Origin of the sequence: methanotrophic endosymbiont of Bathymodiolus puteoserpentis (Logatchev), from assembly GCF_900128525.1 — a bacterium.
Classification (GTDB): Bacteria; Pseudomonadota; Gammaproteobacteria; order Methylococcales; family Methylomonadaceae; genus Methyloprofundus.
In genome coordinates this window covers 1-15805 of the sequence record NZ_FQTQ01000024.1, presented here as the reverse complement: position 1 = coordinate 15805, position 15805 = coordinate 1, and the positions used below count along the sequence as shown (strand labels likewise).

12 protein-coding genes and 3 pseudogenes are annotated in these 15805 nt (G+C 37.1%); 11 read left to right on the top strand and 4 right to left on the bottom strand.

Annotation, left to right across the window (positions count from 1 at the left end; translation table 11 throughout):
* Positions 1-200 precede the first annotated feature (200 nt).
* From BQ7314_RS01645 to BQ7314_RS01625, 5 genes and pseudogenes are all read left to right on the top strand, one after another.
* Complete coding sequence (locus BQ7314_RS01645; protein ID WP_174481967.1) at positions 201-731, top strand: PAS domain-containing protein; 531 nt, start codon at positions 201-203, stop codon at positions 729-731.
* Entirely contained in the window at positions 709-2202 is a 1494-nt protein-coding gene (locus BQ7314_RS15880) for a methyl-accepting chemotaxis protein (protein ID WP_174481966.1), read from the top strand. Before BQ7314_RS01645 ends, BQ7314_RS15880 begins: the two co-directional genes overlap by 23 nt.
* Positions 2203-2289: 87 nt before the next feature.
* Complete coding sequence (locus BQ7314_RS01635; RefSeq protein WP_174481965.1) at positions 2290-2523, top strand: hypothetical protein; 234 nt, start codon at positions 2290-2292, stop codon at positions 2521-2523.
* A 443-nt stretch (positions 2524-2966) separates the two neighbouring features.
* Positions 2967-6323: a DUF748 domain-containing protein gene (locus tag BQ7314_RS01630; RefSeq protein WP_217423813.1), complete on the top strand. Its 3357-nt coding sequence runs from the start codon at positions 2967-2969 to the stop codon at positions 6321-6323.
* A 247-nt stretch (positions 6324-6570) separates the two neighbouring features.
* Positions 6571-7915, top strand: a pseudogene (locus BQ7314_RS01625) (IS4 family transposase).
* 398 nt (positions 7916-8313) lie between these two features.
* Here BQ7314_RS01625 and BQ7314_RS16045 read toward each other — a convergent pair.
* The 3 genes and pseudogenes from BQ7314_RS16045 to BQ7314_RS16035 all read right to left on the bottom strand — a co-directional run.
* Positions 8314-8490: pseudogene (locus BQ7314_RS16045) on the bottom strand (transposase); the annotation flags it as partial.
* Positions 8429-8584, bottom strand: coding sequence for a hypothetical protein (locus tag BQ7314_RS16040; RefSeq protein ID WP_425356629.1), 156 nt, complete (start codon positions 8582-8584; stop codon positions 8429-8431). The gene BQ7314_RS16040 and the pseudogene BQ7314_RS16045, both read right to left, overlap by 62 nt.
* A 67-nt stretch (positions 8585-8651) precedes the next feature.
* A complete protein-coding gene (locus BQ7314_RS16035; RefSeq protein ID WP_425356628.1) occupies positions 8652-8927 on the bottom strand; it encodes a hypothetical protein in 276 nt (91 codons plus the stop codon).
* A 309-nt stretch (positions 8928-9236) separates the two neighbouring features.
* On the opposite strand from BQ7314_RS16035, the gene BQ7314_RS01615 reads away from it, so the two are divergent.
* Genes BQ7314_RS01615 through csm2 form a run of 5 tightly spaced genes read left to right on the top strand, consistent with a single transcriptional unit; the run spans position 9237 to position 14848 of the window.
* The gene (locus BQ7314_RS01615) at positions 9237-9887 is read left to right on the top strand and encodes a DUF4433 domain-containing protein (protein WP_174481963.1); all 651 of its coding nucleotides are present in this window, start codon (positions 9237-9239) and stop codon (positions 9885-9887) included.
* An 8-nt stretch (positions 9888-9895) separates the two neighbouring features.
* Complete coding sequence (locus tag BQ7314_RS01610) at positions 9896-10585, top strand: macro domain-containing protein (RefSeq protein ID WP_174481962.1); 690 nt, start codon at positions 9896-9898, stop codon at positions 10583-10585.
* A gap of 8 nt (positions 10586-10593) precedes the next feature.
* A complete protein-coding gene (csm6, locus tag BQ7314_RS01605; RefSeq protein ID WP_174481961.1) occupies positions 10594-11712 on the top strand; it encodes a CRISPR-associated ring nuclease Csm6 in 1119 nt (372 codons plus the stop codon).
* A 47-nt stretch (positions 11713-11759) separates the two neighbouring features.
* A complete protein-coding gene (gene cas10 / locus BQ7314_RS01600; protein ID WP_174481960.1) occupies positions 11760-14399 on the top strand; it encodes a type III-A CRISPR-associated protein Cas10/Csm1 in 2640 nt (879 codons plus the stop codon).
* A 2-nt stretch (positions 14400-14401) separates the two neighbouring features.
* Positions 14402-14848, top strand: a complete 447-nt coding sequence (gene csm2, locus BQ7314_RS01595) for a type III-A CRISPR-associated protein Csm2 (RefSeq protein WP_174481959.1) — start codon at positions 14402-14404, stop codon at positions 14846-14848.
* Between the two features lie 114 nt (positions 14849-14962).
* Here the strand turns inward: csm2 and tnpA are convergent, their stop codons facing one another.
* Positions 14963-15397, bottom strand: coding sequence for an IS200/IS605 family transposase (gene tnpA / locus BQ7314_RS01590; RefSeq protein ID WP_174481958.1), 435 nt, complete (start codon positions 15395-15397; stop codon positions 14963-14965).
* Positions 15398-15481: 84 nt separating this feature from the next.
* Here tnpA and csm3 point away from each other — a divergent pair.
* A pseudogene (gene csm3, locus BQ7314_RS01585) lies at positions 15482-15679 on the top strand (type III-A CRISPR-associated RAMP protein Csm3); the annotation flags it as partial.
* Positions 15680-15805 lie beyond the last annotated feature (126 nt).

The following is a 15805-nucleotide window of genomic DNA, read 5'->3' as shown; positions in this document are numbered from 1 at the left end:
CCTCTGAGCGCCACTTTTTCGTGCAATTGAATTCCGTAAAAGTTGGTTTTTACACCTTAGGAAACTTATTATCACCCATAGATTTGATGTATGTCTACCATCTTATGTATTGTTGCGGACACCGTTAGCCGATACAAGGGCCACTAATATAATAAAATAGTTTATTATTGAGTTTGGATCAATTAACCTGAATAGAGATTATGAAGAATAAAGCAACACCCATTAACAAGGAACGCGTTATGAATGTTGACGAGTTTATTGTTTCTAAAACAGATGCCTCAGGACGCCTAACCTATTGTAATCGTATTTTTATTGATTATGCAGGGTACTCTGAGCATGAGTTATTAGGCCAACAGCATAATATTGTACGTCACCCTGATATGCCACGTTCTGTGTTTCATTTACTTTGGACAACGATAAAGTCAGGTAATGAATTTTTTGGGTATGTCAAAAATATATCTAAAGATGGTTCATACTACTGGGTTATAGCCAATGTAACGCCTAGTTATTCAGGTGCGGGTACTGATGCTAAGAATATTATTGGTTTCTTTTCAGTAAGACGCAAACCAGATCCTGCCAAAATCAGGATTATTGATGCTATTTATAAAGAGATGCTTTTAGCTGAAAAGCAGGCAGGCTCGCGTGATGCAATTGCAGCGGGAACAAAGGTATTGATGGATATTGTTAACAAAACAGGAAAAGACTATCGTGAATTCATTCTTTCTCTTTAATGGTAAAAACAGCGTTTTATGGCTCTTGGCTATTCAAATTTTTTTGACGATTGAATCTTTGATAACGCAAGGCATTGAACTGGCACATATCATTTCCATTTTTATTGCTTTTATTATTGTTTTTTTGTTTTTTAAGCAATCAAATAGAGAATTGCATATTATCAAGTCCATGTTTAAATTAGCCAACAGTATAGAAAAAGGAAAGTTAGAATATCGTATTACACACATTGATCCAAAATCTGAGCTAGGCCCCATTGCTTGGAATTTTAATGAAGCCTTAGATCAAATTGAAGCCTATATGCGAGAGGTCAATACTTGCTTTCAGTCTGCAGAAAATAAAGAATTTTATCGTAAGGCACAAGTTATGGGTATTAAAGGGGATTTCTCAGCAGGTTTAGAGAAGGTTGATGTTTCATTGGGAATGATGGAGCAAAATCATTTTAATACCGTTAGAGATGAATTGTTTTCTCAGCTAGGGCAAATGAAAACAGAGAACTTATTAAATAGCTTACATCGTACCCAAGATGATTTATCACGTATTGCTAATGAAATGGAGCAAGTGGAAGGTATTACTAAACACTCTTCAGATATCTCTTCGGCTAGTCAGGCGTCTTTAGGCAAAGTCATTGATCAATTAACGCAAATTATTACTAAAATTGATTCGATGAAAGAGTCTTCATTGGAGCTTAGTCAAAGTAGCAAAGAGATCACGGATGTTACTTCTTTAATTACTAAAATTGCAGATCAAACTAATTTGTTAGCACTGAATGCAGCGATTGAGGCCGCGCGAGCAGGTGAGCATGGCCGTGGCTTTGCCGTGGTCGCTGATGAAGTCCGTACATTGGCTGAGAATACGAAGTCAGCGACAGCAAAAATCAATGCGACTATTGAAAAATTCACTCATGCAACAGAAATCATCGTACAAGATACTGAGAATATGGCGAGTATGACTGATGACTCCAAAGTTGCTATTGGTGAGTTTGAGAAAAATATTTCTGAGGTGGCTAAAATTTCTTTGGAAACTTATTCTAAGGTGAATATTACCCAAATGATTAGTGAAATATCTTTAGCAAAAGTTCAGCAAATGATTTTTGTACAACAAGGGTATAGAGCAGTTGAAACAGGGGTTGATTCTGAAGCGGCTGATGCTGTCAAAGTAGACCATATGCATTGCGATGTTGGTATCTGGTTACAGTCTGGTAAAGGGGCGCAAAATTATCAGCACTTAGCTGCATATGCTGAGCTTGAATACCCGCATGAAGTAGTGCATAAATGCATGGATCTAGCGATGCATTATTTAGCACAAACGTGGCAAATGGATAGGGACATACAAGCTCAAATTATTGATAATTTTAAAGCGGTTGAAGCGAATAGTTTATTAATGAATGAAAAATTTGATTTGTTATTAGAGCAGAAACAGAAATTTGAAGGTGCTACTTCTAACGAAGCAGGTGACGTTGATTTATTTTAAAGAGAATTATCAATAGTACTGTTATTTTGTCACTTTGTATTTTTCTGTTAGTATCCTTACTTAGACATTAATTCCTGGGGAGGGGCTATGTCAGAGTGTTCTTTTTGTGGTGTATTAGAGGAAAAGCACTACCCATTGTGTCATGTGTGTGGCTCAATCCGGTATCCTGTCGAAAAAGATAAAATAACAGGCGAACTAAGCCGTCACCAGAAAAAACTAAAACTAACGGCTTCTGTAGCCGCCGCCATAGTTATCCCTGGCGCATTTATTTTTTTGGCGGCAAGTCATATTAATACCAAAATAAAGAATCGAAAGCTGTGAATATTTAAACTCTTATTTATTCACACAGCCCCTGTCCAGACTATTCATATCTTTGACTTAATAGTATTGAGAGATTGTACAAAAATGGCAGTTTAACTTTTAGCGCAATTACATCACTTCTTTAAAAGCTATATAGATAGAACCGCTTATGTCCCTTTCCCTAAAGATAAAGACAAAAATTGTCATCGCTACCCGCTTATAGAGAATGATAGCAAGCCGATGATGGACTAGTGAAAGCGTATGGATGCTGATATGAAGCCGAAGGATTTTATAGGTCATACGGTAATCACTGAAATTAAGAGGCTTATAAAGTCTTATGCAAAGTTTTAAATAAAAGGCTTGAGCCGCTTCGAAGATATTTCGAGGATTTTTTAAAATGCCTAACCGTAAGTGAGGTTGTCGGTGGCTAATTTTTTCACAGCCTCTAAAATATTTTTATGGAAATGATGCCTGCCACTTTAATAAAAAAAATTCGTAAACCTATATTAATTGTTGCTGGGATAATATCTTTCTATGCATTGTTAGGTTTTGTGGTTTTACCTCATTATATGCAGGAAAAATTACCTGAGCTAATAGAAACGGAAACAAGGCGAAAAGTAAAGATCGAGCGTATAGAATTCAATCCATTTTCATTAGAACTGAGCTTGCTAAACTTTTCTATACAAGAAAAAAATCCGCAAGATTTTATTAAATTTGATGAATTTTATATTAATATTCAGGTTTGGAAAAGTATACAAAAAGCAGCATTAGTGATTGCGGAAGTAAGATTGTCTGATCCTTTTGTGCGTTTAGAGATGTTTAAAGATAGTCGTTACAACTTTAGTGACTTATTAGAAAAAGAGCCAGAAAAGAAGGAGCATGAGGAGCCTAAAGACATTTTTCCGGTGATTATTCAGAAGCTGGATATTTATCGCGGAGAAGTTGCGGTGATTGATTCAGCGCATAAAGGTTCAACTATTCATATTATTCAGCCTATAAACTTACATCTTGATGATTTTAGCACTTTACTTGGTGAGGCATCTGGACTAGGTTTCTCCATGAAATTGAATTCAGGCGGTCAATTGCAATGGCAGGGTGATTTTGGTGTTAATCCATTATTTTCTAAGGGATCATTAGCAATAGATGGGGTAAAATTCACTCAAATTTGGCAGTTATTTTTGCAAGATAAGGTGAATTTTAAATGGGTGGGTGGTGTACAGTCCATTAAATTTAATTACGCACTTTTTTATGTTGATGATACATTTTTATTTAAACTTGCTGATGGCCATTTATTAACTAAAGATTTAAAGTTTACTGCACTAGATAGCGATAAAACTTTAATTAATATTCCCTATTTTTCCGTTGACGGGTTGAGTTTTGATTTAAATAAACAAGAAATTAATATTGCTAAGATCGAATCTAAACAGGCTGATTTTGACGTAGGGTTTAATCAGTCTGGAGAACTAAATTATCAAACTATTTTTGCTGGTGATACCGGACAAAAAGAGCCTGATAACGTAGTAAAAGAACCAGCGGAACCCAGCAATCCATGGACTATTCAAGTAGCTGATGTTATTTTAAATAGCACACATATCAATTTTACCGATAAACGACCTCAAGAAACTGTTTTAATGGAGGTTGCTAGTTTGGATATGGGCTTGAAAAACTATTATTTAAGGACGGATAGCCAGTTACTTATGACGGCTAATCAGGGCTTTGTAAATTTACAGGCATTTAATTTACATACGGAGAAAGATCCAACATTAGCTCAAGTCCCTAGCGTTAAAATTGATAGTATTGATTTTAATTTGCAGAATCAAAGTGTAAAAATTAAGTCAATTAATACAAGTGATGCGTTAATTAAAGCTTGGTTGACTAAAAATGGCACACTCAATTATCAGGAGCTATTTGCTACAGCTCAGGTTTCAGAAGGTCATTCTGAGCAAAAATTGATTACTGAAGATGCCCCTAAAAAACCTTGGCTACTCACACTAGATTCATTCAATATAAATAATTACGCCTTACAATTTAAGGATTATACCCAAAAGAAGCCAGTTGACTTAAGCTTATCTGATTTGGATTTTTCTGTTGCGGGCTTTAGTACTGAAAAAGGTACGCGTCTGCCTATTGAACTCAATGCACGATTGAATAAAACGGGAAAAATAAAAGTGACAGGTTCTTCTGTTCTGGAGCCTTTTACGTCAAATTTAGATATTAATATAAGCCATATTGAGATTAGGGCATTTGAACCGTATATCAACCAGAGCGCTAAACTTGATGTTATAAAAGGGCATGTTAATACGCAGGGAAAGCTACTTATAGCTCAAAATAAAAAAGGTGATTTAGGGTTAAATTACAAGGGAAAAATTGCAGTTAAAAACCTGCATACACGCGATCAGATTTTGCACCAAGATTTTTTGAAATGGCAGAACTTAGCACTTAATGGTTTCGAGTTTGATTTGCAGCCAATAAAATTAAAAATCAAATCAGTTGATTTAGATCAACCCTATGCACGAGTAACTATCAAGAAAGATAAAACGGTTAATATTAATGATATTATCGTCACAAAAAGTATTGATAAGCCAATAAAACAAAAAACAACAAAGAAGGAGTCTAATGCGCAATTCGACATAGGTAGCGTTAATATCAAGGGGGGAAGTTCTGACTTCTCGGATTACTCTTTAATTCTGCCTTTTGTAGTAAAATTGAATGCTTTAGATGGACAAATAAAGAAAATTTCTTCAAATCAGAAATCTAAAACCCATGTAGATTTAAAAGGTAAAGTGTTTGACTTGTCTCCTGTAGAGATAAAAGGAGACTTTAACCCCAGTTTGGATGAAATGGATTTAGGGATGCACTTTAAAAGTTTGCCTTTACCGTTTATATCGCCTTATATGGTTGAATTTGCAGGCTATAAAGTTGAAAAAGGTAAAATGTCTGTAGGCTTATTGTATCAAATCAAAGATAGGCAGTTAAGTTCGGAAAATAACTTGTTTATTGATCAGCTTGAACTAGGAGATAAAGTAGAAAACCCAGAAGCAGTAGATCTTCCGTTGGGGCTAGCCATCGCTTTACTGAAAGATAAAGAGGGTCGAATTATGCTTAATATGCCCGTTTCTGGAAGTTTGGACAACCCTGAATTTAGTGTCGGGCCTTTAATTTACGATGTGTTTATCAACTTATTAAGCAAGGTGATTGCTTCACCTTTTGCTGCAATAGGCTCATTTTTAGGGAGTGACGAGGATTTTAGTACGGTAAGCTTTCAGGCGGGAAGTGATGATTTAAGTGCTGAGCAGGCAGAAAAACTGGATGCTTTGCTGAGTGCTTTAATGGAAAAACCAGAATTAAGTTTAGAAATCAAAGCAGAGTCTTATGTAAAGCAAGATTGGCCAGCAATGCAGGAGCAGGCTTTAATGGATCAGCTTAAACAAATACGAGCGAATGAGTTAAAGCAGCAAGGAAAGCTAGAGTTAGCTGAGTATATTGAATTGTCGGAAGATGAGTATAAGCGTTTGTTGGCTGATTTATTTATCCAGTCTTATCCTGAGCTAGCTGAGCGATCATTATTTGGCACGCCAAAATTAAAGCATCCTGATATGGGTGAATTTGATGTTGTCGCTAAAAACATGTTGCGCAGTATGATTAAGCCAGATAAACATAAGCTTTTTAATTTAGCCGCGACAAGGGCTAGAAATATAGCGCGCCATTTGACTCGCGAGGGTGGTATTGCGCAGTCGCGTGTTTTTATTTTAGATGGTGCTGTATTGCCTAAGGCTGAACACGGTGAATTAAAAGCGCAGCTTATTTTGAAAGTACAGTGAAGCTCTTCGGTTGCTTGTATAGGCGCTAATAAGTAACATTGGCATCCACAGCCCAGAGGTAGCCCCAATATTTTAAGCAAAAAAAAAGGACATCGAGTAAAAACTCTAGGTCTAATGCCGCTACCGGTGGCGAAATATGTATTTGAATAATAAGGAGTTTATAGTAAATTAAAGTTAAGCTTTAACTACATATTGGATATAATTGAATCTCCTACAAAACAATTAATCCTGAGAAAAAGCTTAACTAATGAAAAATTCTAGTCGATTAAGCCTCCGTTTACAAATTCGATCCTTCAAAAATACCTTTTTTCAACTCAATGACCTCCCTTTTAAAGGGCTATTATCTGACGGTTTAATTAAAGCTATTCATCAATCAGGATATGTCCGCAGTACAGTTTTTACTCCCCTGGTGACATTGAGAGCGTTTTTATTTCAAGTACTCAGCTCTACGGGTTCTTGCAAAGAGGCGGTTGCACATGTTTTGATCGAACGAGTTGGCTTGAATTATAATGCAAACTCCATGAACACTGGGCCTTACTGTAAATCCCGACTAAGACTGCAACTCCCTCATTTAAAAGAAGCTGTCATCTCTTCGGGTAAAGTATTGCATGAGCAAGCATCAGGCAACTGGTTGTGGAATGGGTTCCGAGTTATGCTGGTCGATGGCACGACCTTGCTTATGCCCGACACGGACAATAACCAGAAAACCTATCCTCAACAAAGTGCACAAAAGCAAGGTCTGGGGTTCCCAATTGTACGATTGGTGGATTAGCGACAGGAGCTTGTGTTGATTATGCTATTGGCCCTTATCAGGGCAAGAGGAGTGGTGAAACATCATTATTCTCTGATTTGATTCAGTCCCTCTGTCAACAAGATTTACTTCTCGCAGACGGTATTACACGTCTTACGCCAATATTGCTATCTTGACAAGGCAGGGAACGTCACTGGTTTTTAGACAACAGAGTACCGTAAAAAGCGATTTCCACCGAGGACAACGTCTCGGAGCAAAAGACCATATTATCAGCGTTAAAAAACCGAAGAAAAAAACCGTCTGGATATCAGATGCTGCATGGGCAGAGTTACCTGATGAGCTTTTGATACGTGAGTTTTCTGTAGAAGGAACTGTCTATGTCACAACATTAATGGATGCCAAAACTTACCCCAAAAAATCCTTGGCTAAACTGTATCAGCAGCGCTGGCAGATTGAGGTGGATTTTAGATCAATAAAAACACATATAGGGATGGGGATGTTACGTTGCAAAACAGCAGAGATGGTTAACAAGGAGATTGCAGTGCACCTCCTGGCCTATAACCTTATACGCGCAAATATTGCTAGGGCTGCCTGTCTCAATGACAAGGAGCCACGTTACCTCAGTTTTATGGCGGTTATTCAGATAATGCGTAACATTGCTAGTTTGTGTATCACGCTAACGGGAACGGCGTTAGGGAAAATAATACACCCTTTCTTAGAGGCCATGGCTCAAACGGAAATCGGGCAACGAATCAGACCAAATCAACCAAGAGTTATTAAGCGAAGACCAAAGAGTTATCCATTAATGACGAAACCAAGAAGTAAATATGCAACTAGTTGATATGGAAGGGATTAGTGTGACTGGTAGCGGCATTAGAGCTAGACTGGTTGATTTAATTATAAACTATTTTTGAAATAGTGAATTACAGCCTATAAAAATTGGGTACTTTCTGGGTACTAATCTTTCCAAGCATGTTACCTATAAAGAGAATTTTTAGCGTGTAACATGGGGAGAGCGTGATTTTTAGCGGTATTTGTCTGCAACTCGTCATTGTATGAGTGTAAGCGCTTAAGTCTCAGCGTAATTTCAAACCGCTCACATTAATGCAACACTATTCCCATTGTTAAATATGATGGGGGTTTTAAATGACGGCATTAAAAAAAGTACAAGCTAAGGCTTTCTGACCTATTCATATAGAACACTGGCACCCGCAAAAGTTGGCTCCATGTGAAATATAGTGGGTAATCAAATTTCAGCTTTCCACATAGAAAGTAAATCATGTTGATAAAATTATCAATATTACGGTAGCCTCTTGCACGTCGCTTGGCCAATTGAACTTTACTATTAATACCTTCAAGAATGCCATTTGTAATCTGTGTTTCGACAAAATGAATGATCCCGACCCAATGGCTCCTTCTCAAGAAAGTATATTTGTGCCCTCCAAATACGTTGTGGATTCACCTTCAGCATTTCAGCGACGCGGTTAACTGGCATTTCTCTTTCTATCATTGCGAGTGCCATTGCCTCAAATAACAAGGTAAATTCACTTCCAGGGCGAGCCCAGAACCTCTACTGTTCACACCTTACCATTAGTCGTTTTAATGCGTGGAACGACACAATGCAAAAGGCAAGAATGCTCAAAGAAATTCAAATGCTGCCACTTTCGATCCACAGTATCATGGACTGGACACAGTGCTCCCAAGTCATCTACAAACTGTTGACCCGGTTCAAAACCAAGGTAAATATACAGTTCGCTTTGGGCTGAAATAGGGGCACTTGAAAAGCAGATTTCTTCCACTTTCCAAGGCGATTGTAGCCCTAAGGCTTGGCTAAATAAAATTTCACTACTCATGTTGCTATTATCGCATTACCCACTACAAATCACATAGAGCCATAATTATTCGCTGAATGACGAGGATTGCGCCTAAAAAAACGTCAATATATTTGAATAGTTTCTGCTTTCGGTAGCTGTTCGGTAATGACGAATAAAAGAGATTTTTCAGTTTCTTTTGGTATTAACTCGCACTTAATCGCTTACTCATTTATCAAAAGTAAGACTGACAAATTTGTCATACCGTACTAACCCCCTCTAATTCGATGTAATAGCCCCAACAGCTTAGTTCGCCGCTAAGTACTTAATCCAGAGGACGTTATGTTGAGAATGAATTCTATACCAGCCGGTGCACCAAAAGGTGTTGTGCCAGCAAGCACAAACGCTTCATTGAATGAAGTTATCAGTCAGTATGATATTCCTTGTTTATATCATCTGACACATATTAATAATCTACCTGGTATTTTAGCGAATGGACTTTTAAGTCATAACTTAGCACATCAACAATGCACTTTAACGGATATATCTGACTTGGGTGTTAATGCACGACGCTCAGCAGTTGACCCTATTTATAAACGCAGCTTACATAATTATGTACCTACTTACTTTAGACCTCTTAACCCGATGAGCTCTGCCCGTCGAGAACTCGCTAATGAGCTCGTTATTTTAAAACTTAACCCTCAATTATTACTTCAGTCTGGCATGTTATTTACAGATGGTAATGCCGCTTGCTGCAATACACGTTTTTTTAGCGCATTAAATGATTTAAATCAACTCAATTGGGCTTGTTTAAACAGTGGTTACTGGAAGGGTTATGTTGATGGTGGGCGACAACGCTGTGCGGAAATGCTAATACCTGATCGTATTCAAGTAACAAATATTATGCAAATTGCCATTAAAAGTGAGATCGCACTTAAAAGTGGGTTAAACTTAATGTCAATGGACATTCAGGTAGTCAAACAAGCTGAACTTTTTTTCTAGGAAGTCTTATGAAAATAATACAAGGAAATATCTTTACCAGTAGCTGCCAAACTCAAGTCAATACCGTTAATTGTGTTGGTGTGATGGGTGCAGGTATCGCGCTGGAATTCAAATTACGTTATCCCGACATGTTTACTAAATATGCGTCACTTTGCGAACAAAAGCAGATTGATATTGGTAAATTATGGCTTTATAAAAATGAGTCATATTGGGTACTTAACTTTCCGACAAAACAGCACTGGAAATATCCTAGTAAACTGAATTATTTACAGCGCGGTTTAGATAAATTTATGCAAACCTATAAGGACAAAGGAATTCAATCTATTGCATTCCCTGTATTAGGTGCGGCTAAAGGCGGATTATCTGAAGATCGAGTACTAAATCTTATGGAAGACTATTTAAAAGACTGCACTATTCCCGTTGAAGTCTATCAATATGACCCTACTGCCACAGATGATCTTTTTATTCAATTTCGCCAGCGTATTTTAGAAAGCTCCGATGCAGAACTTATGCAGCAAAGTGGTTTAAGAAAACAAGCCATCAATAAATTATCCGACGCACTAACAGATAACAGTATCTGCACTATTAGCCAACTTTCATCCGTACCGGGTATTGGTGCAGTCACCCTAGAAAAAGCCTTTGCATTAACGCGTGCGCCTGTTGTGCAAAAACAAAACAGTATTTTTGATTTAAATTAGGAAAAACTATGCACCCATACGAATATAAAAAACGGATTTTAATTGCCGTTAGTGGATTATCACCGCAAATATTAACGGAAACCCTTTATGGGCTTGCCATAAAACAAAAATTTATTCCAACGGAAATACACCTTATTACCACCATAGAAGGAGCGCACCGAGCCAACTTAAGCCTTTTGCACCCTGAGAAAGGCCATTTTCATGCCTTGTGTCGTGAATATCAATTGCCTGCAATCCGATTTGATGCCGAGCAAATTCATATTATTGCCGATGCAAAGAATAATCAACTCGATGATATACGCACACCGGCACAAAATTCGGCGGCGGCTGATTATATTACTCGCATTATTAAAGAGCTAACGCATGATGCAGATTCGGCGGTGCATGTTTCGATTGCCGGCGGACGTAAGACGATGGGCTATTATTTAGGTTATGCGCTGTCTTTATTTGGCCGCAGTCAAGACCGTTTATCGCATGTTTTGGTTGAAGAAGGTTATGAAGGACTTCCTAGATTTTATTATCCCACCCTGCAAAGTAATTTGATTGAAACGCGCGATAACCGGCCGCTGGATACCTCAAAAGCGGAGGTGACATTGGCCGAAATTCCATTTATCCGTATGCGTCAAGATATTCCTGAGAAGCTCTTACAAGGCAAGGCCGGATTTTTGGAAACGATAACATTGGCGCGTAAAGCAGAACTAACGCCTGAATTAATAATAGATTTAGTCAATAAGAAAATATCGGCTAATGGTGAAGTATTTACTATGCCTGATATTCAATTAGCATTTTATTGTTGGTTATTAAAGCAAACAGTTGTAGAACAGACTAGACTAGAGAAACCACGCCCTCAAAAGCCCCGTGAAGATTATGTAACAGCATTTATGGCTGTTTATAAAAAGATTGCAGGTGAAGCAAAGGATACCGATAAAACCGAAGCATCATTAATTGGCGGTATGAAAAGTAGTTTTTTTTCGGATAAAACAAATAGTATTAATGCAGCATTAATCAGTAATTTAGGTTCCCGCCTAGCAAAACCTTACTGCATTAATAAAATTAAAACACGATTAACTGGCGAATATTTTACGGATTTATTACCCGAACAAATTCAATTTTCCATTATCGAATAATTAATGCTTAACGCATTTGGGTTAAATCATCTTCATTAGGAGGCATAATGAATCAGGAAGAACTTTTACAAGCATCAAGCCGAATGGCATTAGCAGGTATGTTACATGATTTAGGTAAGTTTACTGAGCGTGCAAAAATACCTATTCAATCTGAACAAGAACACGTTCATCAACAACTATATTGCCCTTTACGGCGTGCAGGTGGAAAGCAGTGGCATACTCATAAACATGCGGCTTATACTGCAATAGGGATTGATTTAATAGAACAAAATGCACCGCATTTGATTGGTGAAGATATGTTTCCTTTTGCTCATTGGAAATCTATTGATACCGATGATTCGCTTATTAATGCTGCCGCAGGTCACCACCGACCTAACAGTTATTTACAATGGATTATAGCTACGGCAGATCGGGTCGCTTCGGGGTTTGAACGTGAAGAATTTGAAAAATACAATAAAGCAGAGGATAAAAATCATTATCAAAGTCGTCAATTGACTTTGTTTGAACAACTTAATTTACATGGAAAAAATAATGAGACATTACAGTACCGTTATGCTTTAAAACCGTTAAGCCCCAATACTTTATTTCCTATTGAAGCAAAAGGTTATGAATCTAAAGATAATGCAAAAGCACAAAAAGAATACTATCAATTATGGGAAGACTTTTGTAAAGGCTTAAAAAAGATTCCAGACTCTCATAAACAACAATTACCCTTATGGCTTGAACACTTTGATAGCTTATGGCAAACCTATACGCATGGTATCCCTTCAGCAACAGCTTTTGGGGTTAAACCTGAAGTATCACTATACGACCATTCAAAAGCAGTCACTGCATTAGCCGTCGCTTTATGGCGTTATGATTATGAAACAGAGGTAGATCAAGAAAAAGCAACTCAAACGATGCGTAACCGAGAAAGCTGGACTGAAAACAAATTATTACTTATTCAAGGTGATTTTTTTGGTATCCAAGATTTTATTTTTGCACAAGGTGGTGACAGTAATAAAAAAGCCGCTAAATTACTACGGGGGCGTTCGTTTTATATCTCACTGATTACTGAATGTGCTGCTTTAGCTATTATGGATAGCTTATCTTTGCCATCAACGAGTCAAATAATAAACGCCGCAGGAAAATTTCTAATTGTTGCACCCAATACAGAGGCGACTAAAACTAAATTACTTGAATTAAAAGCAACGTTTGATCAATGGTTTTTAGACCAAAGTTATGGTCAATCAGGGTTAGGTATGGCATGGCAAGAAGCCAGTTGTAATGATTTTATTAACGCTAAAAACAGTAATGGTTTTGAAAAGTTAATGACAAAATTACATAAGGGATTAGAAAGAACGAAGTACCAACATTTCGGTTTATGCTCTAAAAATGCTGACCCTGCTGTTTTTGAACAGTATTTAGAGCAATTTAATCATGAGAGAGGCGTTTGCATTGTTAACGATAAAGCCCCAGCACAAAAAAATAATTTGAGCTTATTAGCTTATGATCAAATGAACGTAGGCGAGTATTTGGTTAAAAACAAGCGTTTATTAATTAGTAGAAAATCATTAACAGGTCTTAAACAATTAGAAATCCCTTTATTTGGCTATGTTATCCATTTCACGGCGGAAGAAGATAAAACGGGAAAATTTGGGGCTGAAGTTAAAAATGGTAATATTCGGCGCGTTTTTGATTTTAGCCCCGCTGAAAATGAAGCAGATAGCATTCTTTGGAATGGCTATGCCAGACGAAATATTAGTGGTTATGTTGCCACTTTCAGCGAATCAGATTGCTATCATGAAAAAAAATATCAGCACTGTGATTTAGACGATTTACAAGAGGGGCATATTAAACCCTTCGACTTTATCGCTTGTGAAGATAAATGGCTAGACCCTAAAACAGAAAGCTGGGTAGGCATTAGTGCTTTAGGCATACTTAAGGGCGATATAGATGATTTAGGCGCTCTCTTTCAAACAGGATTAAAGCAACCCACATTTGCCAAAATGGCAGCACTCTCGCGGCAGGTAAATAACTTCTTTTCGGTCTACTTACCTTGGTTATGTAAAACAAAATATCCCAACAGTTATATTATCTTTGCAGGTGGTGATGACTTTTTTCTGATTGGTCCATGGCAACAACAAATAGAGCTAGCGAATGAGCTAAGACAAGAATTTAAGCGATATGTTGCCAACAATTCTCAAATACATTTTTCTGTAGGATTAAGTATTAGTAAAGCAGGCTTACCTATTAAACAAATTGCAGAAATGAGTGAACATGCCTTAGAACAAGCGAAAGCTTACCAGCCTAAAGGTGCTTCAGAAACCAATAAAAATGCCATTTGTTGTTTTAATCAAACCGTGAGTTGGGCGCAATTTGAACAATTATGGGGCTGTAAACAACGCCTGCAAGCACTAACTGATGACTACCAACTATCAACTGCCTATATTTATGGTTTACTTCGTTTAACGGAAATGGCAAGTGATAGTAGCAAGCCAGAAAATGCTATGTGGCGGTCAAAACTCTATTACCGAACACAGCGCATGGTTGATAATGACCGTCAACTTGATAAACAACAGAAAAAACAATTAGCGACTCAACTTATTATGGATATTGGTGAGCAAGGTATTAATCAATTTAAAGCCAATTACCTAATTCCATTGCAAGCCCACCTTTATCAAAACCGCGACCACTCAAGGATATAAGCATGAATAACATAAGAAATAATCGATCAGATTATCAAAAAAACAGCCTACCTGAGCTTGATACTAGCCGAATTCAATTTAAAAACAAAACGGCTGATTTATTTGATGCAGTTGCTAATAAAACGGCAAAAACGATAGCCAATACCCATTCTCGTGATGTCAATAAATCCACACAACTACGTAAATATTACGATGAAATTATTATGTGGGAGCAAAAAATACGTCAAAACCCTGATAATTACTCAGAATATCTCCCCTTTATCAAAATGCTTAATGCCAAAGTGGCTTATGCCAATGGGCGTAATTTAGTAGATACTAATTTTGTTGATCTTATGCGTCATTGTACTGGGCAAATACAAGAAGACGATATCAACAGCTTTTATACCTTTAAATTGTTTTTTGAAGCCTTTATGGGTTTCTACAAAATGCACAAACCTAAACAAACCTAAATCAACAAACTATGGACTAAAGTCCATAGTTTGACTTACGACTGAAAGTCGTTATTTCGGCTTAAGCCGACTAAAAGAAGATACTAACTTAAGTTAGTTTTTCATGACTAAAAGTCATTCAACTTTAAAGTCTTCGTCATTATGATTTGGGTGCTGATCATGTTTCTCAAGGTATTCTTTTATCATTTCATCCGTAATGTGCCCCGAACTAAAAGCAGCATATCCTATTGCCCAAAAATGCTTACCCCAATATACTTTTCCTAATTGTGGAAATTCATCCTGTAACTTTCTTGATGAACGACCTTTAAACCACTTAACCATATCACTTACCGAGTGCTTTGGAGGATAGGATATATACAGATGAACATGATCTTTGCTCACAACTCCACTAATGATTTTTATGTCTTTTTGATCGCAAATTTGACGGATAACATCTCTTGCTCGCTCTCCAACTTCTTTTGTTAATACCTCATACCTATACTTTGTAATCCATATCAAATGAACCTTCAAATCATGTATCGTATGGGATGACTTACTATAAGACCTCATGAATGAGAGTATACTAAAAGTCTTGCACTAAAGTGCATAGTTTTTACTAACGGTTGGAACAATAAACACTCAGGAAAAAATCTTATGCAATTAAAAAATATTAATCAAATCAGTGGGCAAATTGAGCTGGCAACAGGTTTACATATTGGTGCAGGTAGCGAAGAAATTCATATTGGAGGGATAGATAATGCAGTGATTAAACATCCTTATACGAATCAACCCTATATTCCAGGTTCTAGCTTAAAAGGTAAAATGCGCAGTTTATTGGAATGGAAAGCAGGATTAGGAATGAGCACAAATTAATTTAGGCAAGTTCAATTTAAGAATTATAATGATGCAACTCATAAACTTTATTTAAAATCGACCCAAGATAAAACCTTACTCAAAAGAAATTGAAGCGCAGATGCG

What these genes read in the sequence shown, in the direction of transcription:
- tnpA (WP_174481958.1), bottom strand. Translation starts at nt 15,397, where the DNA reads ATGAGGTCTTATAGTAAGTCATCCCATACGATACATGATTTGAAGGTT.
- BQ7314_RS01630 (WP_217423813.1), top strand. Translation starts at nt 2,967, where the DNA reads ATGATGCCTGCCACTTTAATAAAAAAAATTCGTAAACCTATATTAATT.
- BQ7314_RS01610 (WP_174481962.1), top strand. Translation starts at nt 9,896, where the DNA reads ATGAAAATAATACAAGGAAATATCTTTACCAGTAGCTGCCAAACTCAA.
- BQ7314_RS16040 (WP_425356629.1), bottom strand. Translation starts at nt 8,584, where the DNA reads ATGATAGAAAGAGAAATGCCAGTTAACCGCGTCGCTGAAATGCTGAAG.
- BQ7314_RS01615 (WP_174481963.1), top strand. Translation starts at nt 9,237, where the DNA reads ATGAATTCTATACCAGCCGGTGCACCAAAAGGTGTTGTGCCAGCAAGC.
- csm2 (WP_174481959.1), top strand. Translation starts at nt 14,402, where the DNA reads ATGAATAACATAAGAAATAATCGATCAGATTATCAAAAAAACAGCCTA.
- BQ7314_RS01635 (WP_174481965.1), top strand. Translation starts at nt 2,290, where the DNA reads ATGTCAGAGTGTTCTTTTTGTGGTGTATTAGAGGAAAAGCACTACCCA.
- cas10 (WP_174481960.1), top strand. Translation starts at nt 11,760, where the DNA reads ATGAATCAGGAAGAACTTTTACAAGCATCAAGCCGAATGGCATTAGCA.
- csm6 (WP_174481961.1), top strand. Translation starts at nt 10,594, where the DNA reads ATGCACCCATACGAATATAAAAAACGGATTTTAATTGCCGTTAGTGGA.
- BQ7314_RS16035 (WP_425356628.1), bottom strand. Translation starts at nt 8,927, where the DNA reads ATGAGTAGTGAAATTTTATTTAGCCAAGCCTTAGGGCTACAATCGCCT.
- BQ7314_RS01645 (WP_174481967.1), top strand. Translation starts at nt 201, where the DNA reads ATGAAGAATAAAGCAACACCCATTAACAAGGAACGCGTTATGAATGTT.